Genomic DNA, 23,465 nt, shown 5'->3' with positions numbered 1-23,465 from the left:
CCAGCTGAAGTGCTCCTTACCTTGTTGGCGGGTTGATTCCGGTCCTTCGTACAATCGGGCGACCCAGGTGCCTGGGTGTGGCTTGATCGCGCTCATGCCGTAGGTGTGACTTTGACTGATTGGCCGCCCAGTGCCCCGCGACGACACGGGCACTCATTGGGATGAGCGAACCCAAGATCGCTTCGTAAGGACACGTCGGCGTGGCCGTCTGCAGGGACCAGTCAGCCGGACGACGAGGGAGGCTCGGATGTCCTAGCTTTGGGCGGGGACGGATGCCGGCAAGGCTGCGCATCACTGCACGGTGATCGACACGGACGGGACGAAGGTGCTCTCGCGCCGGGTTCCCAACAACGAGCCCGAGCTCCTGGAGCTGATAGCCGATGTCCTCGCGCTGGCCGAGGATAGCCCCGTGACCTGGGCCGTCGACCTGAACACGGGCGGCGGCGCTCTACTGATCGCGCTCCTGACCAGTCATGGTCAGCGGCTGCTCTACATTCCTGGCCGAACTGTCCACCACGCCATCTCCGCGGCTACCGCGGAGATGGCAAGACCGATGCGAAGGACGCCTTCGCCGTCGCCGATCAGGCGCGGATGCGGCGGGACCTGCAGCCTCTGCAGGAGTGGGACGAGATCGCGGTGGACCTGAAGATTCTCACCGCCCGCCGCTACGACCTGGCGGCCGACCGCACCCGGGCGGCGCCAAGGCGAACCAGCCCGTACCGGATTCCAACTTCAAGTTTGCCGTCCCTCAAGACGCCGACGTGATTCTGAACTGAGTCCTCAGCGACTTCACGTGCGCCAGCCCTGCCCGACCAGGACGTGTCCGGCCGATCACGATGCCGACTGCTGAGGCATCGCGGCGAGGGCAGCTCGTCGAGGGCATGGTCGGCCCACGACGTCGTGTGCCAGAGTGTCGGTATGGAATGGCAGTCTGAGAGCCCGGAACTCTGGGCGTTCCTGGAGTCCCTGCACGGCGGCGACATCCTGTCCGGCACCGTCGCGGCGATCGAACGGTTCGGGGTCTTCGTGGCCCTGGACGACGGGCCTGCCCATCCGCTCTTCCCCGGTGTCGGGTTCATAGTCATCCCCGAAAAACAGCGGGTCCGCCAAGTCAGCGCCGACAGCCGCACCCTCGACGAGCGGCTCAAGGCCGCCCGCTCCCAACCTTCGCTTCCACGACCGCCGCATCGCCCACCTCGAAGCCCAGATCGCGGGCATCTGACAACCCGGGAGCCGCTCAGTCCGGTCCGGTGACCGGGGAAACCCCTGGTCCCCGGACCGTTCCGTATGCCAGGCTCCGGAATATGGAGCCCCACAACGAGCAGGCCGCAGGCGAGATCCTGCATCAACGCGGCTGGCGCAAGGCATTCACCGTCCAAGAGATGGTCGGCAAGTGGGCCTGGCTCGTGGACAAAGTCGAGGACGGGTACAGCGACCTGGTAGACGAATACACCAACGACCTCTACAGCCGGAACTGGCTGCATGAGGCGTGGCCGATCCTCACTGAGCGCGAGATCGTCCAATGGACCCCGCAGGTCAGAGCCCTCGACGACTGTTTCCGGGCTGTCACCGTCTTCGACGACGGCATCTCCTTGTCGCAGTTCCACCGAATCAGCGGATTCGACCCCATCGACATGTGGTGGTGGCGGCGCCACCCTCGTCTGCTCGTCGGCGATCTCGGCCGCTCGCTCCGCTCGGCGGGCGCCACCGACTGACCCTCGCCAGGACAATGCGTGAGAACCCGCGAGATGGAGCCTTCTGCGGATCACGGCCGACTGGCCACAATCAACCAACGATCCGATGATCTGAGAGAAACGGCCTGGGCGGGGCCGGCACCGATCCACGCGACGGGGGTGAAATCGGAGACCGGACAGGTGGCGGGGAGTTGCGCTCAGGTCCGGGACCAGGACCGGACCACGTTGGACAGAGGACCGCAGGGGGATGGATCAGGTACTGAGCTAGGTTTCTGTCTCATGAATGACTTGGCACAGATATACGACAGAGAGTTCCGTGTCCGCGGCCTGCGCGCACAGGGGTGGGGTCGAGGGCTGCTAGCCGTATCCGTGCTCATCTGGCTATGGCTCGGCTACCTGCTTCTGTTTCCCTTCACTGCCGACGACGGGGAGTGCGATTCCCGCGTCTTCCACCAGAGCGGCCCCTGGCCGATGTCGTACCACACCGACGAGGGGGAGCGTTGTGATGCCGCGCGTGACCTGGGACCGATGTTCGCCGCTCTCCTCCTTTCTGTGCCCTTGGCCGCACTTGGCACCGGCCTGTACGCATCGGGAACTTCGGCAGTCCAGACCGCCGCGTACAGGGCGGAAATCGCCCGGCTGAACGCCACGAAGAGGGCTGAGTGAGGCCGGCCCTTCGAGGTGTCGAAGATGCCTCAGGCGGGTTAGTACTCCAGCCGTAGATCGTGATCTTGGAGGCCGAGGTCGCTCGCCGGTAGCCTGCCCGCGTGGCTGAGACCTGGAACGAAGAGCAGTTGATTGTGGACGGCTTCGAGCGTGTGTACGCCGAGTTGGAGTGGTACGACGGACCGCGCGCTGGCCTTGCTGACGTCAACGGGAAGCCCCACTACTTCCAGAGCCACGACTACGACCACCGCGATGAAGCCGATGTGTACCAGATCTGGCCCGCGAGCGAGGCGGCGGTGGAGCTGGAGCGCGAGCAGTGGGCGATCTTCGCCCGGTGGAACGAGCGTCGTGAGGCCGGCGAGGTCGGACCGGAGAGCCATCCGGGCCACGGCGGAATTGACGCCCGTTATGACGAGCTGGAGCTGCTGCTGGCGCCGCACCACCAGGCGCCGGACAGCGCGCGTCGGCTTGTGGGTGAGCTGCGGTTCGTTGCTGGCGCTCGCTACCGGGTCGAGGGGCTCGACTACTGGTTTCGGTGGCGTCCGAGCAGGTGGGGCCGCCGTTGATCATTAGGTGCTGTGTGGACAGTCAATGATCACGCGGCGATCTCGGACATCAGCGTAGTTCCTGCCCGCTGGCAGGAGGCATTCGAAGGTCTGATGAGCCGGATCGCTGGCCGGTTCACCCGAGTTGAACCCCGCGGCCGGGTACGATATCTGGTCTCCGGGCTGCTGTCGGACCTGCCGCGGAAGAACTGCTGGACCCTTGCAGAGAATGCGGGCGACGCCACTCCGGACGGCATGCAGCACCTGCTGCACCGCGCGAAGTGGGACGCGGATGCGATCCGTGACGACATACGCGCCTACGTGGTCGAGCACCTGCACGACACCGACGCTGTGCTCGTGGTCGACGAGACGGGAGATCTGAAGAAGGGCACCGAGACCGTCGGAGTCCAGCGCCAGTACACCGGAACGGCCGGCCGCAACGAGAACGCCCAGGTCGCCGTCTACCTCGTGTACTCCGCCGCACACGGACACGCAGCCATCGACCGGGCCCTGTATGTACCGCGCTCTTGGACCGAGGACCCAGAACGCTGCCGGAGCGCGGGCATCCCCGACGGCCTGGCCTTCGCCACCAAGCCCCAGCTCGCCACCCGCATGATCGAGCGGGCCCTGGACGCGGGAGCAGCCGCGCGCTGGGTCGCGGGAGACGAGGTCTACGGCGACAACCCGCACCTGCGGACCGCCCTGGAAAACCGCCGGACCGGCTACGTCCTGGCCGTGTCCAGCACCCACCCCGTCATCACGCCCGCCGGGAAGCTCCAGGCGAAGACCCTGGCCGCACGGATCCCGAAGCGGGCCTGGCAGCGGCTGTCGACCGGCGCGGGCGCGAAGGGCGAGCAGTACTACGACTGGGCCCAGATCGACATCCACGGTCCCATCGGTCGGCTCTGTGAGTGGTGCCTGCTGGTCCGTCGCAACCGTCGCACCGGTGAACTCGCCTTCTGCCGCTGCTTCTCATCGCGCCCGGTGCCGATGTCCGAGCTGGTGCGGGTGGCCGGACGGCGCTGGACGATCGAGGAGACGTTCCAGGCAGGCAAAGGCTTGACCGGCCTGGACAAGCACCAGGTCCGCCGCTGGACCTCATGGCACCGCTGGGTCACCCTCGCGATGCTCGCCCACGCCTTTCTTGCCGTCACCGCAGCCGCCGAACGCCGCGACCGACCCGCCCCCGACGGCCTGATCCCCATGACCGGCAACGAGATCCAGCACCTGTTCGCGGCACTGATACGTCCAGCCCACGACCTCGCACACCGCCTGCGCTGGTCACACTGGCGACGCCGGCATCAAGCCCGCGCCCGCCGGTGCCACTACCGACATCAGCGGCCGTCCAGCCATGAAGATCACGATCTACGGCTGGAGTATTAGGGCGAGTGGACTTGGCCGACGCCCACTGACGCCAGGGTCAGGCCACGCCGTTCCGGCCGAGGGGTCACGTCCGGGTGAACCCTGTCTGTCGGCTGCAGCTCCAGGTGTGGCTGCGCAGCTGAGAAGAAACCCACGTAGAAAGCCAGCGGGCTGACCCCCGAGCGTGCGCAGGAGATCGCCAATCACATCAGAAGGTGTATCTACCCATTCGTTGTCGGCCTAGACGTTCGGCCCGTGCCGGGGTGGCGGCAGGCGGGGGTCCGAGGCGTCGCTCCGGGCCCCATGGGCGTGGTCCGCCCTCCCTGAGGCGCTGCCGGAGGCATTGTCCGAGGCTGCACCTAGAGTCACACCAACGTGATCGCGGCGGCGCTGCGACCGGGGGGCCGTGCTGTGCCATGCCCCGGACCAGGCCGTCTGACCGAGGAGACAGCACATGGGGTGGGTTCCGGCCGGCGACTACGAAGTCGCCCTCGACGACGGGAAAGTGGTCTGCCGCAATGCGGCGGGTCGCCGGCTGAAAACCGTCCCGGGGAAACTCGCGGACGACCCGGCCGTGGTCGGACTGCGCCAGCTGGTGGAGTGGCTGGATCGGCACGAACGCCAATGCGTCGCCGACGTGGAGCGCTGGATGGTCCGCTCACTGCCCGTCCCCGTCGCGGTCATCGCACGGGTGTGGAAGGACACGGCCTGGCGCTCCGCGCTGTACGACCTCGTCGTCACCGGGGATGACGGCGAAGTCGCCGGCTTCCTGCGTGACGCCGACCCCGTCCGGGGCCTCGGCCTGGTCGACCTCGACGGCGACACGGTGCGCATCAGCCCCGAGCTGGTCCGCATCCCGCACCCGGTGCTGCTGGCGGACCTGGAAGAACTCCGCGAGTTCGCGGTCGAACTCACCGTGGACCAGCGGGTGCAGCAGCTCTTCCGCGAGGTCTGGCACCGCCCGGCGGACCTGGATCCGGAGACCGCCTCGGTCGCCGACTACGCGGGCGGCGCCTTCAAGGAACTGCGGTTCCTGCACGGGCGCACCACCCAGCTCGGCTACCGGGCCCGCGGCGGCCAGGCGGTGTGCCCGGTCGTCGAGGACGGCGCGACGGTCGAGGCGCGCATCTGGATCGGCGACTACGACAGCTACGAGCGGACCGAGACCGGCTCGCTGACCTGGACCGACGCTTCGGGCCGGGCACTGACCACCGGTCAAGTCGGCCCGGTCGCCTGGTCGGAAGGCATGCGCATGGCGGCGGCCCTGTACGCGGGACGCGACATCGATGACGAGGAGCAGGCGGCATGAACACCGACGACATCACCCGGGCCGCGGCCCTGCTGGACGCCGGGGCGATCCTGCGCACCGGCACCGTCGCCCGTGACGACGCCGACACCCTCACCGCCCGCACCTACACCCACCCGGTCCTGGACGGCCGACGCGTGGTGCGCCTGGTGGCGGGCACCCTGGGCGAGGCCGAGGACCTGGCACTGGACTTCCTCGGACTCGTCCGCGAGCCCGATGCCCCCCAGGTGGGGCAGGTGCGGCGCGAGACACTGGGCTTTCCCGCCTGGGCCCTGGTCAACGACCCGGCCAACGGCCACCACGCGCTGGCCCTGGTCAAGGACATGGAACGGCTGGCCCGCCAGGCCAAGTCCCGGGCCGGCGCCGCCAAGGACGGCTTCGAGGCACTCGCCACCCGGCTCGGCCGCGCCGTTCCGCACTTCCTGCCGACGTTCTACGAGCAGGCCGCGCGCGTCTTCCTCCAGCACGACAACCGCACCTACGCCGCGACGCTCTTCGGCAAGGCGCGCGCCGCCGAGCGCGTCCACGGCCTGCCGGTCGACGAGGAGCGGCAGCGGGCCGTCTTCTTGGAGTTCGCCTTCGCAGGGGCTCTGACCGTCAAGGCGCTCAAGGAGCACGCGCAGGACCTTTCGCGTCGCCTCGACCCGGCCGAGGCCTGGGCGCAGTTCCGACAACTCGCCGTCGAACGCTGCGGTGCGGGCATGGCGCCGTATGCCGCCTTGCCGCAGGACGCCCGCGCGCTCGTCAAGGCCGCGGGCCTGGACCGGGAGACCGCCGAGATCGCCTTCGTCGGCGACTTGATCGGTTCACCCAGTATCGTCCGGGCCCCCGCGTCGTTCTGGACCGCCTACCGTCCGGCCCTGGTGGCGCTCGCCGCCGTACGACCGGAGGTCCGCACCCGCCTGTTGGAGATCATGCCGGCCGGCCTCGGCGACGACCGGAAGGCGGACGAGGCCTGGCTGTCGCTGCTGGCGGAGACGGGCGCGGACGCCCTGCTCACCGATGCGGAGGGCACGGACGGCGTCGACCCCGCGGACTGGCTCAGCCGCTGGGCCCTGCACCGCAAGCACGGCTCGTCCAGTTCGGAGCGCTGTGCGCGCACCCTCGCCCTCGTGGAGCGCATGGCCCCCCGGCTGCGCTCCGACGGCCGCCCCGTCGACCTCTTCCAGGGACGCTGGCACGCGGGCGCCGACCTGGACCTGCTGGACGCCTGCGTCGCCTGGGGCATCCCCGTCACGGAACCGGCGGCGGGCGCCAACGTCCACCTGCCGCTGGAGCGCTGGATAGGCGACGAGACCCCGGGCCGCCGCGACCTGACGGCCGTAGCCGGCCGTCCCCGCTTGCGCGGACTGCTGTACGACGCGCTGGACGGCAGGAACGGCCATCGCTCGGGGGACTCCGTGCTCGCCGCGATCGCCGCCCACCCGGTGCTCGGCGCGGTGCTCCACGACTGGCTGCGTGATCGCGCCGCGGAACTCACCGGGGCGGCGGGATTGCCCGGTTCGCGAGCGGCGCTGCGGCGTCTGTCGTCCTTCCGCGCGGTGGCCGGCCAGGTCAACCCGGAGGCCATCGCCCGGATCGCCGCCCACGACCTGGCGCCGGTCCTCGGCGCCACCCTGCGCGCCGGCGTTCTGGACGAACTGGGCTGGCCCGCACTGGAGGAGACCTACCGGCGGCTCGACACCGACCGGACCGACCGGGACCACTGGATGGTGGTCGCCGAGGCCTGGCCCGCCCTGGTCCTCGCCAACCGCCATACGGCCGTCGTCGTCGGCCCCGAAGGGGTGCTGCTCGAACACGAGCTGCGCCTGCCCGCAGACCTGGACCGCTGGCGGCGCCCCCGCTTCCGGTACACCGACGGCGAACTGCTGGTCATCTGGGCGGAGGACGGCAAGCAGCGCGCGTACTGGTCGGCCCGCCCCGGCGAACCCTTCACCCTCGGCGGCGAGCAGCTGCCGCAGTGGTGGAGCGGGCAGGAAGTCGGCTCCCCGTCGCTGCCGCTGCCCGGCGGCGGCCGCGCCACCGGCGGCCGCACCCTGCACGCGGGCGACACCACCCTGCCCTCCACCCGCCCCGTGCTGGGCGACGGCACCGGACACTGGCGCCAGGGCAAGCAGGGCCGCGACCACTGCTGGGTCGAGTACGACCCGGCGGGCGGCACCCACGGGCGTGCTTCGCTGCCCGCCTTCCTGCAGTCGGGAATCCGCGACGGCGCCCGCCTCGTGACCGAGGAATGCGAGGTCCTGCCGCTGCTCCCGGGCCTGGAGACCACGCCGTTCGGCACCGACGGCACCGTCCTGGGCCGCTGGGTGCGCACCGAGGGACACGACCCCGACCGGCGCGTCACTTCCGGGACCCCCGACGGGCGGACCCTCACCCTGGCCGTCGCGCCGGGCCGCCGGGACCACCCCGTACCGCTGGGCGCCCTGCGGCTGCCGGGCGGAGCCGCGCCCCTCGCCGCCGTCGTCGGCGGCACCGTCGAGCTCTATCCGGCGGGCGCCGGCACCACCGACGCGCTGGGATCGGTCCCCCTGGGAGACCGGGGCAGCGAGTACGCCGCCGGCACCCGGTACGTCCCGCCGACCGCGTTCTGGCACGCACTGCGCCCGCGCGACGAGCGGGGCTCGGCCGCCCTGCGCGCGGTCACCGACCCGCAGATCGCGACCCTCCTCGACGCCGTCGCCACCGCACTGGCCGGGCGGAAGGCCGCGGTCGCCGCCGACACGTCGTACAACGGCCCCTCCGAGGGCCAGCTCATCGAGGCCGCCGTCGCCACGGCGCTTCCCGCGCTGACCGACGCCAGGCTGCTCACCGGCGTGAGCGCGCTCGTGCGGACGGCCGCCCGCCATCGCGCCGACACCGCCGCGTACGTCGCACCCCTGCAGGACGGGCCGCACGGCGCAAAGGCGCACGGCGACGGGATGTACGCCGACCACCGGCCCCTCCACGGGGACGACATGACCCTGAGCGCCGCCGTGGCCGGGATCGCCGCGCCGGGCAGGTACGGCTACTGGGGGCGCACGGCGAAGTGGAGCGGCCTCCAGCAGATCCTCGCCGTCAACCAGGTCCTGTCCGGCAAGCCCGCCGACGGCAAGCCGCTGCCCGACCCCACCGCGTTGCCGGCGCTGGGCGACGGCTGGACGAGCGAGACCCGCACCGTCCCCGGCATCGACCTGGCCTGGCTGCCGTTCCTGGACGCGCTGGGCCCCCTCGCCTACCGCGCCGCCGCCCCCGCCACCACCGACGAACACCGGGAGGCGCTGCTGCTCCTCCTGGAAGCGGTCGCCACCGGACCGCTCGCCAACCCCGCGGGCGCCCTGCGCCAGGTCCAGCTGTGCGAGGAGGACAGCCAGGACCAGGCCGGCAAGAAGCAGCGACTCGGCCAGGTGCTGCGCCGCGGCGACCGCACGGTGGTGATCCTCGGCCGGGAGCACACCCACCGCAACGACCGCGTCCACTGGCTCGCCCTCGACCACGACCCGGAAGGGGCGTTCGGCCAGATCGCCGACTTCACCCACCACGAGGACCGTCGGTACACCCCCGCCCTCCCGCACGAGCGCCTGCTCCCGCTGATCCGCCTCGTCCGCGAGCGCGGCGCCGCGCCGTGGCGGCCCGAGGCGCCCGTCGCACTCGACGCCGCCACCGGCATCGGGCCCGCACAGGCGGCCCTGCTCGTCGCGGCGGGGACCGGTGAACCCGGCGCGGCAGGGCTGGCCCTGGTGGGCCTCAAGGCCCGTCAGGCCGAACGGGCCGACGCCAGGCTGAGCGCGCTCGGCGGCACCAACCGGCTGGCGCTACTGGACGCGCTGCTGCCCGCCGACCCCGCCGACCTGTGGGAGACCGGCCCCGACACCGCGGCGGCCGCCAAGACCTGGGCGGAGCGCCTGGGATCCCTCGTCCGGCTGCCGGAGGAGCTGGACGACACCCTGGCCGGGGTCTCCATGGCGTCGGCAGAAGCCGTCCTCAACCCCGGCCGCACCGCGTGGCTCAGCCGCACCACCCCGATGCGGCTCGACAAGGACGGCGGCCTCGTGGCGGAGGACCCGGCCGCAGTCCCTGGCCGCGGTCACCTCACGAGCGCGGTGGCCGCGCTCAGCGGGCTGGCCTACGGACTGCCGTACGGCCATCCGCTGCGCGCCCACCTCCCGGCCGGACTCGCCGCGCTGCGCAGGCGCCTGGCCGACCCCGGCCTCCTCCTCGACCTGGACGTGGAGTGGACGGAGAAGGGCACCGCGACAGCGGTCCCGCTGCGCACCGCGTACGGCCTGCCCGCGACGGGAGGGGCGGGAGCCGACGGCCTCACCCGGCTCGGGGACGCCCTCGTGCTGCGCCCGTGGTACGGCGACACCGAGATGACGCTGGTGCGTCCGGCCGGGATCACCGGCGCGGACGATCCCGTCCTCGGGCTGCTCGAAGGGCTGGTCGGCCCGGGCCGCGGCCGCTCCCTGGCCGCCGTGCGGGCCCTGCTCGGCGACGGCCTCGAACAGGCCGTCCTGGCCGGGTCGGCGCCCGGCGACTCCACCGGCTACGCCCAGGACCCCGCCCGCTCGGTCCCGGAGCTGGTCGCCGAGGTGGCCGCGACCCACGGGCTGGGCGACGACGCGGCCGCGCTCTACCTGCAACTGCTCGCACTGCCCGACCCGACCGACCGCGACCGCGCGCGCTGGACCGGCTGGACGCCGGGCCGGTCGAAGAAGGCCAGGACCGAACTGGCCGCCACCGGCCTGGTCCTGGAGGCCAAGCGGTCCCGCGCGGGCCGGACCCTGTTCCTGCCCTGCGGCTGGCACGAGTTCAAGGCCCCCGCCCTGCCGGTGGAGACCTGGAAGGAACCCCTCTACCCACTCCGCGACCACGCCCGGGCCGTGCCGCACCTTCCGGTGCCCGCCCTGTTCGCCCGCGCATGGGGCCGTGTCAAGGACGGCGACGCCCCCGCCTTCGAAGAACTCACCACCCGTACCACCCGGAAGGGCCGCCGCCGATGACCACCGACACCACCGTTCCCGCACCCCCGTCCGCCCGGCAGGTCAGCCCGCCCGAGGACCGCCACGCCACCGAACTGGCCTTCCTCGCCGCCTACGACAACGGCCCCCGCCCGCCCGCCTGGCTGCTGAGCCCCCGCGCCGCCGTCACCTTCGTGATGGGCAGCGCCGGCGAGGCCCTGCGGCTGCCCGAGGGCGCCGCGGCGCCCGACGGCGTCCCCCGCAAGCTGGTGGTCGAGCAGAAGTTCGTCGGCGACCGCGCCCTGGTGGAACGCTGCGTCGTCACCCTCGCCGGAGAACGCGGGCTGCTGCTCGTCGGCGAGCCCGGCACCGCCAAGTCGATGCTCTCCGAGCTGCTGTCCGCCGCCGTGTGCGGCACCAGCGGCCTGGTGGTGCAGGGCACCGCCGGGACGACCGAGGACCAGCTCAAGTACGGCTGGAACTACGCGCTGCTCCTGGCCCAGGGCCCCTCCCGGCAGGCCCTGGTGCCCTCCCCGGTCCTCACCGCCATGACCCGTGGCGCCGTGGCCCGCGTTGAGGAGATCACCCGCTGCCTGCCCGAGGTCCAGGACGCCCTGGTGTCACTCCTGTCCGAACGGCGCATCGCCGTCCCGGAACTGGCCGGCAGCGCCGACGCCCTCGCCCACGCCGCCCCCGGCTTCACCCTCATCGCGACCGCCAACCTCCGCGACAGGGGCGTCTCCGAGATGTCCGCGGCCCTCAAGCGCCGCTTCAACTTCGAGACCGTCGGCCCCATCGGCGACCTGGATGCCGAGACCGCCCTGGTACGCCGCCAGGCCCACGCGGCCGTCACCCGGGCCGGTGCCCCCTTCCAGGTGGACGACGCCATCCTCGAAGCCCTCGTGACCGCCTTCCGCGATCTGCGGGACGGGCGGTCGGCCGAAGGCTGGGAGGTCGAGCGCCCCTCCACGGTGATGAGCACCGCGGAGGCGGTGTCCGTGGCCGGCTCGCTGGCCCTGGCCGCCGCGTACTTCCCCGGCGACCGGGACGTGCTGTCCCTGCTCCCCGGCCATCTGCTGGGCGTGGTCCGCAAGGACGACCCGGCCGACGCCGCCCGACTGCTGGGCTACTGGGACGGCGCGGTGCGCCGCCGCGCCGAGCAGGGTTCGGCGACGTGGCGCACCCTGTGGGACCTGCGCCCGGCGCTGGAGAGCTGACGCCATGACCCTTCTGTCGCCGGCCGCCACCACCGCGGAAGCCTCCACCGCCCCATCCGTCTCCACCGCCCCCGCCATGACTCCGGACGAGGCGGTGGCGGCCTTGACCGACCCCACCGCCCCGTACCTCATCGGCGTGCGGCACCACGCGCCGTCGCTCGCGGCCGTCATGCCGGATCTACTGGACGCAGCGGATCCCGAGGTGCTGCTCGTCGAGCTCCCCGCGGATCTGCAGGAGTGGCTGCCCTGGCTCGCCCACGCCGACACCCGGGCCCCGGTCGCCCTGGCCGCCGTCCCCGGCACCTCGGGCAGGGACGCCGGGGACGGGCGCGGGCCCGCCTTCTACCCGTTCGCCGACTTCTCGCCCGAACTCGTCGCCCTGCGCTGGGCCGCCCGCCACGGCATCCCCGTGGTCGCCTGCGACCTTCCGCTGTCCGACCCTGCCCGGCACGAGCCCCGGCGCCCGGCCGGGGCGGGCCACGAAGGACCCGGGCTGTACGAGGCACTCACCGCCCGCCTCACCGGCCGTCCGGGCGAGGACCTGTGGGACCGCCTGGTGGAAACCGCCGCCCCCGGCTCCCCGCCCGACGCGCTGCGCCGTGCCGCCCTGCTCACGGGCTGGGCACTGCGACACGACGCCGAACGGGCCGGGGCGGTGGCCGAGTCGGACCTGGCCCGCGAGCGCTGGATGCGCGCACGGATCCACGAGGCCACGTCCGCCGGTCGCCGGCCCGCCGTGGTCGTGGGCGCCTTCCACACCCCGGCGCTGCTGGGCCCCGGGCCCGGCCCGGTGCCGCCCGAGGATGCGCTCCCCAGCGGTCCGGACTGGACCGTTTCCCTCATCCCGTATACCTATCCGCTGCTGGACGAGCGGTCCGGCTATCCGGCCGGCATCCGCGACCCCGAATGGCAGCACCTCGTCCTGGAGGCGGCGGGCCGTCCGGCCGCCCTGTACGAGGCACTGCTCACCACGGCCGTGCGGATCTGCGGCGAACTGCGCGCGCAGGACCACCCCTCGGGGCCCGCGGACGCCCGCGAGATCGTCCGGCTGGCGGGCGACCTCGCCCGGCTGCGCGGCCTGCCCGCGCCCGGCCGCGGCGAACTCATCGAAGCGGTGCAGACCGTACTGACCCAGGGCGAACCCCTCGGCCGCGGGCGCGCGGTCGCCCGGTCGCTGGAACGGGTCCTGGTCGGCACCCGCTCCGGTCGCCCCGCGCCGGCCGCCCCGCGGAGCGGTCTGGCACCGGCCGTGGAGGACGAGGTCGCGGCCCTGAGCCTGCCCGGTCCCGCCGACACGGGCCCCGCCGCCCGCGACCTGCGGCTCGACCCCTTGCGCTCCGACCTCGACCGCCGCCGCGAGCTCCTGCTGCGCCGGCTGACGGTCTGCGGCATCCCCTACGCCACGCCGACGCCCGTCACGGGCGTCGGCGCCGGCGAGGCCCTGACCACCCGGTGGGAGGTGCGCTGGACGCCGGCCACCGCCGCCGTGCTCACCGCCGCAGGAATCCGCGGCGTCACCCCGGCCCAGGCCGCCGAGGGCCTGCTGCGCGAACGGCGCCGCGCCGAACAGGACGACGGAGGGCCCACCGCCGCCCAGAGCATCGACGGCCTCGCGGAGGCCGCCGCCTGCGGACTGCCCGCACTGGCCGACGAACGGCTCACGGAACTGGCCGAGGTCGTTCCGGCCACCGGCACGCTGCCCCAACTGCTCTCCGCCCTCGGCCTGCTGGATCGACTCCGGGCCGGCCACCTCGCCGGACTCGGCCCGGACCCGGACCGCGCCGCGCGGTCTGCGGCGGCAGGCGAACTGCTCACCTCGGCCGCCGTCCGCCAGGTCGACGGCCTCACCGGCTCCGACGACCCCGACGACGCCCGGGCACTGCTCGAACTCGCCCACCGCGCGGACGTCCTCGGAGGGATCCGGCTCAACGACGCCCTCACCCGGCTGGCCGCCGACGGCTCGCCGCTGATGTCTGCCGCGGCCGGAGCCGTCCGCGTCCTGCTCGGCCACGAGGACGCCCACGCCTTCGGCACCCGTACCGCGTCCTGGGTGGACGCGGCCACCGACACCGCCAGCCGGAACGCGCTGACCGCCCGCCTCACCGGCCTGCTCACCGCGGCCGGCCCCCTCCTGGAGACCATGGCGCCCGTCCTCGACCCGGTGCTGGACCGCGTCACCGACCTCGGAGACACCGCCTTCCTGGACCGCCTGCCCGCGCTGCGCGGCGGCTTCGACACCCTCAGCCCCGCCTCCCGCGACCGGCTGCTCACGGCGGTGGAAGCCCGGCTCGGGGACGCGGCCGGCCTGGTCACCGACACGGACGGCATCGACCCGGCCGTGCTGGCGCTGTGGACCCGCGCAGACCTGGCCGCGCGCGAGACCCTGGCCCGGCTGGGCCTCCTGCCTCCCGCCCTCTCGGCGGGTCCCGACGTCTGCGGACCGTCCGCAACGCCGCCGCACGACGGCGATCACCGTCCCGGCGAACCGTCACCAGCCCCCCTGGCGCAGGCCACGGCCCCTGATCCGACCGGTCCGCCGCCGCGCACCCCTGGCCACCCACCGGCCCCGGACGCCGCCGCACCCGGTGGCACCGCCGGCCGCGCGGCCGCACAGCAGGCCGGCCTGCGACCGGCAGCATTCCCGGCGGCGCCCCCCGCATCCGGGCGCGCGGCCCGGAAGGCCGCACCCGCGCAGGACCGCGTCCTGGCCCCCGCCGACCGCTGGCGACTGGTACTCGGCCGCCGCACCGACCAACTGCCCGCATCCGCGGCACCCTTGGCCACCGCCCTGGACGAGCTGTACGGCAGCGGCCGCGGCGAGGGCTCCCGCGGCGATCTCGGCGCGGGCAACCGCGGCGGCCGCCAGGCGCCTTACCCAGGCGTCCGTGAATGGTCCGAAGAGCTGTCCGCCCTGTTCGGCCCCGGAATCCGCGAGGAGGTCCTCGCCGCAGCCGCCGCGACCGGCCGCCGCGACGTCCTGGGCGAACTCGACCCCGCCGGCGTGCGCCCCTCCGTCGACCTGCTGCGCACGGTCCTCCAGCACGCGGGCGGCCTCCCCGAGGCACGGCTCGGCGCACTCCGCCCCTTGGTGCGCCGGCTCGTCGACGAACTCACCCGGGAACTGGCCACCCGGCTGCGCCCCGCCCTGACCGGCATGACGCTGCCCCGCCCGAGCCGACGCCCCGGCGGACAGCTCGACCTGGCCCGCACCCTGCGCGCCAACCTCGCCACCGCGCGCCGGAGCGCCGACGGCAGCGTTCAGGTCATCCCCGAGCACCCGGTGTTCCGCTCCCGCGCCCGGCGCGCCGCCGACTGGCGGCTGGTCCTGGTCACCGACGTCTCCGGCTCCATGGAGGCCTCCACCATCTGGTCGGCCCTCACCGCCGCCGTCCTGGCCGGGGTGCCCACCGTCTCCACCCACTTCCTCGCCTTCTCCACCGAGGTCATCGACCTCACCGACCACGTGCATGACCCCTTGTCCCTGCTGCTGGAGGTACGGGTCGGGGGCGGCACCCACATCGCCGCCGGGCTGCGCCACGCCCGCACCCTGGTGACCGTGCCGTCCCGCACGCTGGTCGTCGTGATCAGCGACTTCGAGGAGGGCTATCCGGTCGGCGGGCTCCTCTCCGAGGTGCGCACCCTCGTCGGAGCCGGGTGCCACGTACTCGGCTGCGCGAGCCTGGACGACGCCGGCCGCCCCCGGTACTCGACCGGCGTCGCCGGGCAGCTCGTCGCCGCAGGGATGCCGGTAGCCGCCCTCAGCCCGCTGGAACTCGCCCGCTGGGTAGGGGAGAAGATCGCATGAGCCAGCACCTGCCCGCCGTCGCACCCGCTGTAACAGCCCAGATCGTCGGCGCGCTCTCGCCCAGGCTGCGCAAGCGGCTCGACGCCGCCATCACCAAGATGGCCGATCGGCCCGTCACCCGCGACGGCGACACCGTACGGATCGCGGTCGACGACGAGACCGGCCTGGAACTCCACGCCCCCGCCGGGGTGGTGGCCACGGCGGACGCGATCCGCTGCGGCTGCCTGCTCGCCCCGGACTGCCTGCACCGAGCCGCGGTCGCCTCCGCCGCCCCGGTGGCCGGCCCGTCCTCCGACGCGGACGCCGGGCCAGTGTCCTCCGACGCGGACGCCGGATCCCCGGAGCCGCCGGAGGCCGAGGAAAGCGCGGCCACCCCGGAGCAGCGTGCCGCGGCCGGCCACCTGTGGGCCGCGGGCGCCGCCGTGCTCGACACGGGCATCGAGGGCGCCGGCGCAGTCCTGCAGTCCGAGCTGCTGCGGGCGGCCCACACCGCCAGACTCGGTGGCCTGCCCCGCCCGGCCGCGGCCGCCGTCTCCGTCGTCACCGCGCTGCGCTCCGCCCGCTCCGCCGACCCCGCCCACCGCCTCGCCGACCTCACGGCAGCCGTCCGAGAACTGCTCGGCACCGCCCACCGGCTGCCCGACGCAACCGGCCCCGAACTGGCCGCCCTGCGCGGCACCGCCCGACAGACCTACCGACCGGACGGATCCCTGCGCCTGTACGGCCTGTTCACCGAACCCCTGATCACCGCCGGCGGCTACGCGGGGGCCATCACCTGGACCGCCGCCGCCGACGGCCGCCTCTACACGGTCTCGGACATCGCCCCGGGCGGCCCCGGCCGTGCCACGGCGGCAGCCGGGCGCACCGTACGCCTGGGCGATACCGCGCTCACCCACCGCCAGTTGTCCCACGCCGGGCTCGCCCTGTCGGGGGCCACCGTCTCGCCCACCGGCCGCCTCGGCGCGGGCGCCGGGGCCAAGGCGGTCCAAGCGGCGGGCGCGGCCTGGACGGACGGACCCATTGCCGCCCTGTGGGCCCCGCCAGCCGCCGGACAGGCCGCGCGCGCCCTGCACTCCGAGGCCCCTGGTGCCGACCTGCTCTTCCTCGACGTGACGATCCTGGGCCCCGCCCGCGAGATCGGCGGCGACTGCCTCCTCGCCACGTGCGAGGACCTGACGCTCCGCCTCACCGCGGCCCACGACCATCCCGCGCTGGCGTACCGCGACAACCTCCGGATGCTGGCAGCCCTGCCCGGCACGCGCCTGCGCGTCGTCGGCCGCCTCGTCCCGGACTCCCGGCCCACCCTCCAGCTCCTGGCAGCCGCCCATCCGGCGGATGCCGCCCGGCGCGTCGACCTGGGCCTGGACCGGCTGCAAGGCGCCGACCTCCCCTCCGCCCCGCCGCCCGCCGTACGGATCGCCACCAGCCGGAGGGCGGACCCGGCCCCCCTCCACCTCCTGCGCCGCCGCCTCGAACAGGCCCTCGCCGCCGGACGCCCCTTCCTGGCCGTCCCCGGATCGCTGTCGGCCGACGCCGGGCAGCTGCGCCGCTCGGCCCTCCCCACCGCCGCCGATCTCCTGGCCGAACTGCAACGCACCGCCACCCGGCGCGCCCGTGACCCCTTCGGCCGCCTGCTCCGCGCCGACCCGACCGACTTCGCCCGCGCCTGGCTGGGCGCGGCGCTGTACGCCGAGGCGGCCGAGACCTCACTGTGCGCGGCGGCGTGGCAGCCGGAGCGGTGAGGTACGGGACGGCGGCGGTGGCGTCCGGCGCCGGGCGTCCTGGTGACGGTCGAAGCCGGGGGAAGGGTCCTCGCGCGTAGCGAGCCCTACACCGTCACCCTCCGAGGGTGACGGCGAGTCGACGGCACCTGGCAACCGTGCCCTGCACGGCTTGAGCCTGGGTCTGCTTGTAGCGCAGTCTCAGGACCGGGGCGTACCACCGGCGCACCCTGCGGTAGAGGGCACCGGTAACGATCTCCCCGACCGGCGAGCTCGCCGGGGGCCAGGTAGTTGCGCATCGCCTCGTGGCCCTGCCGTTCGACAGGCTCGTCGTCCTCGATCAGCCCGTCGTCGGCGAGCAGCTGGTACTCCAGCAGCCGTCTGGCTGCTGCACGGCCTGCAGCCTGAGCCACTTGTCGAACACGTGCCTTTGCCCTCCCCCGGCGCCGCGCCTGGTCGGCGAAAGCACCTGGACCAAGGCTAGGCCAGCACATGCCGTCGGTCTCCATCCCGGGATGCTGGCGGCCACGGGAGTATCAGCGGTCAGGAGCAGGATCGGATGCTGCAGGGCCCTATGGGGTGGCGGTGTCTTCGCACACCGGCTTCGGCGGTGCCTTCGCGATCACGCCCCGCCAGTAGTCGGCCTCCCCGGGCGCCCCCCGTCGTGCGGGCTCGATCAGGGTGGAGAAAGCCGTCGTCCCCGGACGGGCCTCCAGGTCACCGGGTCCGATCGCGATCACGTACCGCTCCCCCGGTTTCATCATCACCTCTCGGTTGGAGGTGGCCACCTTGAAGGAGCCGGGGGCCCCGCCGGGCTCGACCCGCTGGGACACCCCGATGCTCGGGGCGAACTTCCCCTTCATCGTCTCCACGATCCGCACCGGCGTCGTGACGAGCTCAGGGTTCTCGGCGCCGACGGCCTGCGGGTCGTGCGCTGCCGCGCCGAGGGCTTCCACCACGGCGATGCCCTGCGCGCCGGTCGCCACCTCAGCATCGGTGCCCCCGGACGGCGTCCCGCACAGGCTCTCCGTGTGCGACTCTCCGCCGTTCTCCCAGGCGTACCAGCCGCCGGCTCCTAGGAGCACGGCGGCCGCCGTCCCGGCCATCGCCCACGTCTTCACATTCATGATCAGCCCCACAGCTTGGAGTAGTTGGCTCGGTCGACGGCCTGAGGGCGATCGAAGTATTCGTGGGCGGTCGGCCACATCAGCGACCGTACGTAGCCCGGGCCGCTGGCATCGGACTTGTGGCACAGTCCCAGGGCGTGGCCCAGCTCGTGCGCCGCGATCTGCCGGCGCTTGGTCTGGCTTGCGTTTTTCATCGCCGCAGTGTTGAAGCGGATGTAGTCGGTCTGGCCGGGGCCTCCACGGTAGTTCCACTTCGCGGCGGCGTGGTCCTTCGGGTCGTTGTAGTCCACAAACTCAAGGTCGTTGACGGTGGCCGCCGAGTCCGGAGCAAATTTGATCTTGTGGCCGGTGTATTGCCACGCCTTAAGCGCGTGCTTGTATGCGTCGGAGTAGGCCGTGTGCGCTGTCCATCTGATCTCGCCGTCGTCCACCGAGCTGCGCGACCGCAACTCGGACTCGCCCCTGACACAGGGCGCGGCGGCAACGGCTGCCGCCGGGGGCGGGGCGGTCAGGAGCAGGGATGCGGCCACCGATAACCCGGCTGACAGGCGCTTCATCCACTTCACGGTAGGGCTCTGCGTACCGGGGACGATCGTTTCCTCAGCCCTGAGGGGAGAGCTTCCCCCAGACTGGGTAGACCCAACGCTCGAACACGTTCGGGACGGTGCTGATGTGCGCGTACGGCCGTACGACCCCTCTCCTGGGTGAAGCGGTGCTGTACCGCATGGGGAGCCACGCAGCCCGGCGGCGACGGTTGGGGCTCCGGCGATGCCTACGGCCCCTGCGCGACAAGAACGCGGCTGACGGCGAGTAGGCACCGGCAAAGGCGTGCCGGGCCGCGGTCGGCAGAGGTGCTTCGGCGGTGCGACGGGGGGGTCAGGGGTTGCCGCCCCCGCCCTGCGCCCGCATGCTTCAGGTACTGGTGGCGGCGATGGTCCGTCGCGGCGCCGAGCAGCCCGGCCACCGCAGCGGCGAGGGCTTGCCGGTCCCGGCGAGCGGAGAGCGAGACGAGGTGCTGCATCGCGCCTGCTGCCAAGGCACCGAGCAGAGTGCCCAGCACGGCGATGATCGCAGTCGCCACAAGATCCCCCTTCGCTGGCCTCCTTCCGTACTACCGGATGAGCCCAGCCCTCGGCGCCAGCGTTACCACATCGGATTGAAGCCACGCGCCCAGTGCTCCGGTCATGCTCTGGGGCTCTCGCTCGAAGGGTGCGGTCAACCCGTCCGTGCGTCGTTCGGGGCATCGTTCAAGGCCGGACCATGAAGAACGAGCTGATCGCTCTCTGATGAGGTCGCGGAGCATCTCATCCCTGGCGAGCGAATTCGTCGAGGGCCTTGAGTACATGGGAGCGGGTCGTGTCGCTGCCCAGATGGCCTGCGTTGCCGACGATGGTCAGCTCGGCATCGGGCCAGGCGCGGGCGAGTTCCCATGCGGTATCGAGTGGGCCGGCCAGGTCGAGCCTGCCGTGGACCAGAACGCCCGGGATACCGGCCAGGCGGTGTGCATCGCGCAGGAGTGCGCCTTCCTCCAGCCAAGCGCCGTGGGAGAAGTAGTGAGAGCAGATGCGGACCAGCGCCAGTTGCGCGACCGGCGGGCGGTCACCGTACGGGTGGGAGGCGCCGTTCGTTTCCCCGGACAGGACAGCGTCCTCCCAGGCGCACCAGTCGGCCGTGGCCTTCTCCCGTACCGCGGGGTCCGGATGTTCCATCAGGTGTGCGTAGGACGCGACGATGCCACCGTCCTGTGGTGTGCCGCCGGCGCCTTCGAGGAAGCGTTCCCACTGCTCGGGGAAGAACCGGCCCGCTCCTCGGTAGAGCCAGTCGATCTCGGAGCGCCGGGTGGTGGTGACGGCGGCGATGACGATCTCCGACACCCGCTCCGGGTAGGTTTCGGCGTACGCCAGGATCAGCGTGGAGCCCCACGAGCCTCCATGGAGCAGCCAGCGGTCGATACCCAGATGATTGCGAAGCCGCTCCATGTCGGCGATCAGGTGCCAGGTGGTGTTGTGGCGCATGTCGGTCGTGGGTTCGCTTGCGTGGGGGGTGCTGCGGCCGCAGCCGCGCTGGTCGAACAGAACGACCCGGTAGCGGGCCGGGTCGAAGTACTGGCGTGCCCCGGTCCCGCATCCTGACCCCGGCCCGCCGTGGACGACGAGCGCTGGCTTGCCGTCCGGGTTTCCGCAAACCTCCCAGTACACAAGGTTGCCGTCGCCGACGTCGAGCATCCCCTTCTCGTACGGCTCTACCGGTGGGTACAGCTCGCCCATCTTCCCGACCTCCTGGCAACCAAATGCAACACGAACAAGGCCTTGTAGTAGACAACATCCGCGGTGCAACCGTCGGCGACTCCGCACCTTCCCGACGTCGAAACGACCCCAACGACGCCGACCAGCGCCAGACATGCGCAGACCTCGCCGCCACTGAGGTGGTCACCCGTGGCACTGTGAACGTGCAGGCATCGGGCTGCGGCCCGCTGCTCTGGTCGCGGACGCAGGCTACGGAGCGAATGCCGACTTCCGCCACGGGTCATGGTGTGGCGCGTCGCCGGGGGTGCACGTCCCGCGGCGTATGCCATTTCGGCCGTTGTCGTATTCACAGCCGCTCGGCGCTGGTTCTGGTGGATGCAGGACCCGACGTGGGCGGGTGTCCGGCTCGCAGGCCTGTGGACTGGACTGGCAGCGGGTTTCTGCTGCTTCTGGTGGGTGATATTGCGAGTCCGGCTTGAGATCGGTCCTGAGCGGGTTGTCGCGGTCAACCCGTGGGGTACTCAGCGGTTGCCGTTGGAGCAGGTCACGCATGTGACGCTCGGCAACTCGGGTGCCGAGTTCCACCAGACTGACGGGTTCAAGACCATCGCCTATGCCCTCAGTGACATGGCGGGATACGCGGGCAAAGTGCAGCGTGCGAAACGCTTCGCGGAAGTCCAGGCCGAGCTTGAGAGGGCACGACGGCCTGCTTGATTTCCGGGTCAGTCGGTTCGTGTCAGGTAGGACGGATGAGGGGCCCGACCTGTGAGACCGCGTTCGAGGTCTTGTTCAGCGCGGACATACGGCGAGGCTGTCGGCGCTTGTTGTCGCAGGCAGCACCTATGGTTCCGCCCATGAGCGTTCCCGAGGTCATCCCGATCAGATACGAGCCTGACTACCGCACGAACACCATCGGGCGGTGGCAGGGCGGCCAGTTCTTCGCGTCGGTCACCGCGGCCTTCCCCGAGGGCTGGAGCGGTGACGACTGGCAGTCCCAGAAGCGTTGGTGCGCGGTGCTGCATCGGTTCGACGAGGCCGGCCTGTATCTGGACTCGCGCATCCAGTTCACCGGGACCACGGCGGACGGCGAGCAGAAGGCGATCGACGCGGCCCGACTGCTACTTGGTGAGTGGCTGGACGCCCTTCCGGAACGCCGGTACCAGGACATCGCGATCGCACCCTTCGCAGTCCGGTTCGAGGGATCCCTGTTCGGCCTGGTCATGGAGGAGGACGTGGACGAGGAGGAGGTAGACGAGGAAGACGGCGGAGTATGGGCCGAGTTCTATCCCGACGGCCTAGGCTTCAACGCGCCCTGGCACGGCTGTTACGACACCTGAACCCGCGCCGACGAGGGGCCGTGGGCGACCCGGACCGCTTCTCGGCCACGGGTGAGCCGGCGGACCACGATGCCGACGACCCATCATGAGCCTGCACACGATGCTCACCGAGATCGACGAGCTCCTGGAGGTGAAGGCAATCAGCCTGCCACCGGATCCGTTCATCGACATGACGCCGAAGGTGCTGTCTGGCGGGCGCAGACCGCAGTGGAGCCTTCGTGCTGCTTGACGCGACAGCGGATAGCGCGTCGGCGGATTTAGCGATGGGGCGGGTTCCTGCGGCTGCGGCGGCCCGGTCCGGGCTGTCCCCGACGATGCCCACCGAGCAGACCCGACCGACCCAAGCGACCGGCTGGGCCGACGCGCAGTACACCGCGTGGGATGCGGTCCTGGCCGTGTGGCGGGATCGGGAACGTAAGGGGGATGCCGGTGTGAGTCCCGCACGGGCGTAACGCGAGAGCCGACGGCACTACGCCCCGCCTCAGGGACGCCCAGCCTGACCCGCGTACGGAGTGACGGCCTGGCGGAGGGCACCGGACGGCCGCACAGGTGCGGCAGGCGTTAGCGCGAGTCGGCGAGACTGACGCCCAGTGGGCCCGCGTTGAGCCGTTACTGCCGGACCGCGCCCCTCAGCAGGGTGGGCGGTGGCGGGATCACGGACAGGTCATCGACCGCATCTCGTTCAAGTACCCCACGGGCACGCCGTGGATGGACCTCCCAGAGCACTTCGGGTCGTGGAAAGGCGCCCACAACCTGCTGCGGAAGTGGGACGCCGACGGCACCTGGGAGAAGGTCTTCACCGCCCTGCTCGCCCAGGCCGACACCGAAGGCGATCTCGACTGGGTCGTCGCCGTCGACTCCGTGATCGTCCGCGCTCCCCAGCACGCCGCCGGGGCCCGTCAAACGGGGCCCCGGCCGACGAGCCCGCCGACCATGCCCTTGGACGCTCCCGCGGCGGACTGACCACCAAGATCCACTTCGCCGCAGACAGCCACTGCCGCCCGCTCGCCTTCGTCCTCACGCCGGGACAGGCCGGTGACGCGCCCGCGTTCACCAAGGTCATGGCCCGATTACGGGTGCCTCGGCGGATCGGCCGTCCCAAAATCACGCCGGATGTGGTCCTGGCCGACAAGGCCTGCCCACCCCGCGCGATCCGCTCTCACCTGTGGCGACGCAGAATCCGGGCGGTGATCCCGCAGCCCGCCGACCAGGCCGCCAACCGCAAACGACTCGGCCCCTTCAGCAGCCGTCCGCCGGCCTTCGACCGTGAGGCCTACAAGCAACGGAACACAGTCGAGCGGTGCATCAACAAGCTGCAGCCATGACGCGGCCTAGCCAATCGATACGACAAGACCGCCACCATCTACCTCGCCGCACTCCACCTCGCCGTCATCTTCATCTGGTCAGCAAGCTGATCCGAAAGAAAACGGCCAAGGTCGCCCGGGGCTCCGGGCGACCCCACTGACGGCGTCCGGCGGCCGGGCAATAGGCCGTGTCGT

General features: G+C 72.3%; 15 protein-coding genes and 3 pseudogenes. 15 read left to right on the top strand and 3 right to left on the bottom strand.

Going from position 1 to position 23,465, the window contains the following annotated elements; all coding sequences use genetic code 11:
• Nucleotides 1-301: 301 nt before the first annotated feature.
• The 11 genes and pseudogenes from ACWF9Z_RS29165 to ACWF9Z_RS29115 all read left to right on the top strand — a co-directional run.
• A pseudogene (locus ACWF9Z_RS29165) lies at nt 302-717 on the top strand (IS110 family transposase); the annotation flags it as partial.
• Nucleotides 718-918: 201 nt separating this feature from the next.
• Nucleotides 919-1,092: pseudogene (locus tag ACWF9Z_RS29160) on the top strand (S1 RNA-binding domain-containing protein); the annotation flags it as partial.
• A 212-nt stretch (nt 1,093-1,304) separates the two neighbouring features.
• Complete coding sequence (locus ACWF9Z_RS29155) at nt 1,305-1,715, top strand: hypothetical protein (protein WP_453606799.1); 411 nt, start codon at nt 1,305-1,307, stop codon at nt 1,713-1,715.
• A 258-nt stretch (nt 1,716-1,973) separates the two neighbouring features.
• Complete coding sequence (locus ACWF9Z_RS29150) at nt 1,974-2,360, top strand: hypothetical protein (protein WP_453606796.1); 387 nt, start codon at nt 1,974-1,976, stop codon at nt 2,358-2,360.
• Between the two features lie 101 nt (nt 2,361-2,461).
• Nucleotides 2,462-2,926 carry a hypothetical protein gene (locus ACWF9Z_RS29145; protein ID WP_453606794.1) on the top strand — a complete coding sequence of 155 codons (465 nt, stop codon included), beginning with the start codon at nt 2,462-2,464 and terminating at the stop codon, nt 2,924-2,926.
• Between the two features lie 93 nt (nt 2,927-3,019).
• Nucleotides 3,020-4,288 carry an IS701 family transposase gene (locus tag ACWF9Z_RS29140; protein ID WP_453606791.1) on the top strand — a complete coding sequence of 423 codons (1,269 nt, stop codon included), beginning with the start codon at nt 3,020-3,022 and terminating at the stop codon, nt 4,286-4,288.
• Nucleotides 4,289-4,721: 433 nt separating this feature from the next.
• Nucleotides 4,722-5,576, top strand: a complete 855-nt coding sequence (locus ACWF9Z_RS29135; protein WP_453606788.1) for a DUF4132 domain-containing protein — start codon at nt 4,722-4,724, stop codon at nt 5,574-5,576.
• Nucleotides 5,573-10,555 (top strand): hypothetical protein, encoded by a 4,983-nt coding sequence (locus tag ACWF9Z_RS29130; RefSeq protein WP_453606785.1) that lies wholly within the window; start codon nt 5,573-5,575, stop codon nt 10,553-10,555. The genes ACWF9Z_RS29135 and ACWF9Z_RS29130 overlap by 4 nt, the downstream gene beginning before the upstream one ends.
• A complete protein-coding gene (locus tag ACWF9Z_RS29125; RefSeq protein ID WP_453606782.1) occupies nt 10,552-11,730 on the top strand; it encodes an ATP-binding protein in 1,179 nt (392 codons plus the stop codon). The genes ACWF9Z_RS29130 and ACWF9Z_RS29125 overlap by 4 nt, the downstream gene beginning before the upstream one ends.
• 76 nt (nt 11,731-11,806) lie before the next feature.
• Nucleotides 11,807-15,535: a vWA domain-containing protein gene (locus ACWF9Z_RS29120; protein WP_453606885.1), complete on the top strand. Its 3,729-nt coding sequence runs from the start codon at nt 11,807-11,809 to the stop codon at nt 15,533-15,535.
• On the top strand, nt 15,532-17,277 hold the full coding sequence (locus ACWF9Z_RS29115; RefSeq protein WP_453606779.1) for a hypothetical protein: 1,746 nt from the start codon (nt 15,532-15,534) through the stop codon (nt 17,275-17,277). The genes ACWF9Z_RS29120 and ACWF9Z_RS29115 overlap by 4 nt, the downstream gene beginning before the upstream one ends.
• A gap of 551 nt (nt 17,278-17,828) precedes the next feature.
• On the opposite strand, the gene ACWF9Z_RS29110 is transcribed toward ACWF9Z_RS29115, so the two are convergent.
• From ACWF9Z_RS29110 to pip, 3 genes are all read right to left on the bottom strand, one after another.
• Nucleotides 17,829-18,383, bottom strand: a complete 555-nt coding sequence (locus ACWF9Z_RS29110) for a hypothetical protein (RefSeq protein WP_453606776.1) — start codon at nt 18,381-18,383, stop codon at nt 17,829-17,831.
• Nucleotides 18,384-18,385: 2 nt separating this feature from the next.
• Nucleotides 18,386-18,940 (bottom strand): matrixin family metalloprotease, encoded by a 555-nt coding sequence (locus tag ACWF9Z_RS29105; RefSeq protein ID WP_453606774.1) that lies wholly within the window; start codon nt 18,938-18,940, stop codon nt 18,386-18,388.
• Nucleotides 18,941-19,687: 747 nt separating this feature from the next.
• Nucleotides 19,688-20,650 (bottom strand): prolyl aminopeptidase, encoded by a 963-nt coding sequence (pip, locus tag ACWF9Z_RS29100; protein ID WP_453606771.1) that lies wholly within the window; start codon nt 20,648-20,650, stop codon nt 19,688-19,690.
• 354 nt (nt 20,651-21,004) lie between these two features.
• Between pip and ACWF9Z_RS29095 the strand changes: the two genes are divergently transcribed.
• From ACWF9Z_RS29095 to ACWF9Z_RS29080, 4 genes and pseudogenes are all read left to right on the top strand, one after another.
• The gene (locus tag ACWF9Z_RS29095; protein ID WP_453606768.1) at nt 21,005-21,343 is read left to right on the top strand and encodes a hypothetical protein; all 339 of its coding nucleotides are present in this window, start codon (nt 21,005-21,007) and stop codon (nt 21,341-21,343) included.
• A 140-nt stretch (nt 21,344-21,483) separates the two neighbouring features.
• A complete protein-coding gene (locus tag ACWF9Z_RS29090) occupies nt 21,484-21,966 on the top strand; it encodes a hypothetical protein (protein WP_453606765.1) in 483 nt (160 codons plus the stop codon).
• Between the two features lie 85 nt (nt 21,967-22,051).
• Complete coding sequence (locus tag ACWF9Z_RS29085) at nt 22,052-22,195, top strand: hypothetical protein (RefSeq protein ID WP_453606762.1); 144 nt, start codon at nt 22,052-22,054, stop codon at nt 22,193-22,195.
• 320 nt (nt 22,196-22,515) lie between these two features.
• Nucleotides 22,516-23,381: pseudogene (locus ACWF9Z_RS29080) on the top strand (IS5 family transposase).
• The last annotated feature ends 84 nt before the right edge of the window (nt 23,382-23,465 follow it).

It is taken from the genome of Streptomyces sp. NPDC054961, assembly GCF_053609145.1.
This window is presented reverse-complemented; position numbering and strand designations above follow the sequence as displayed.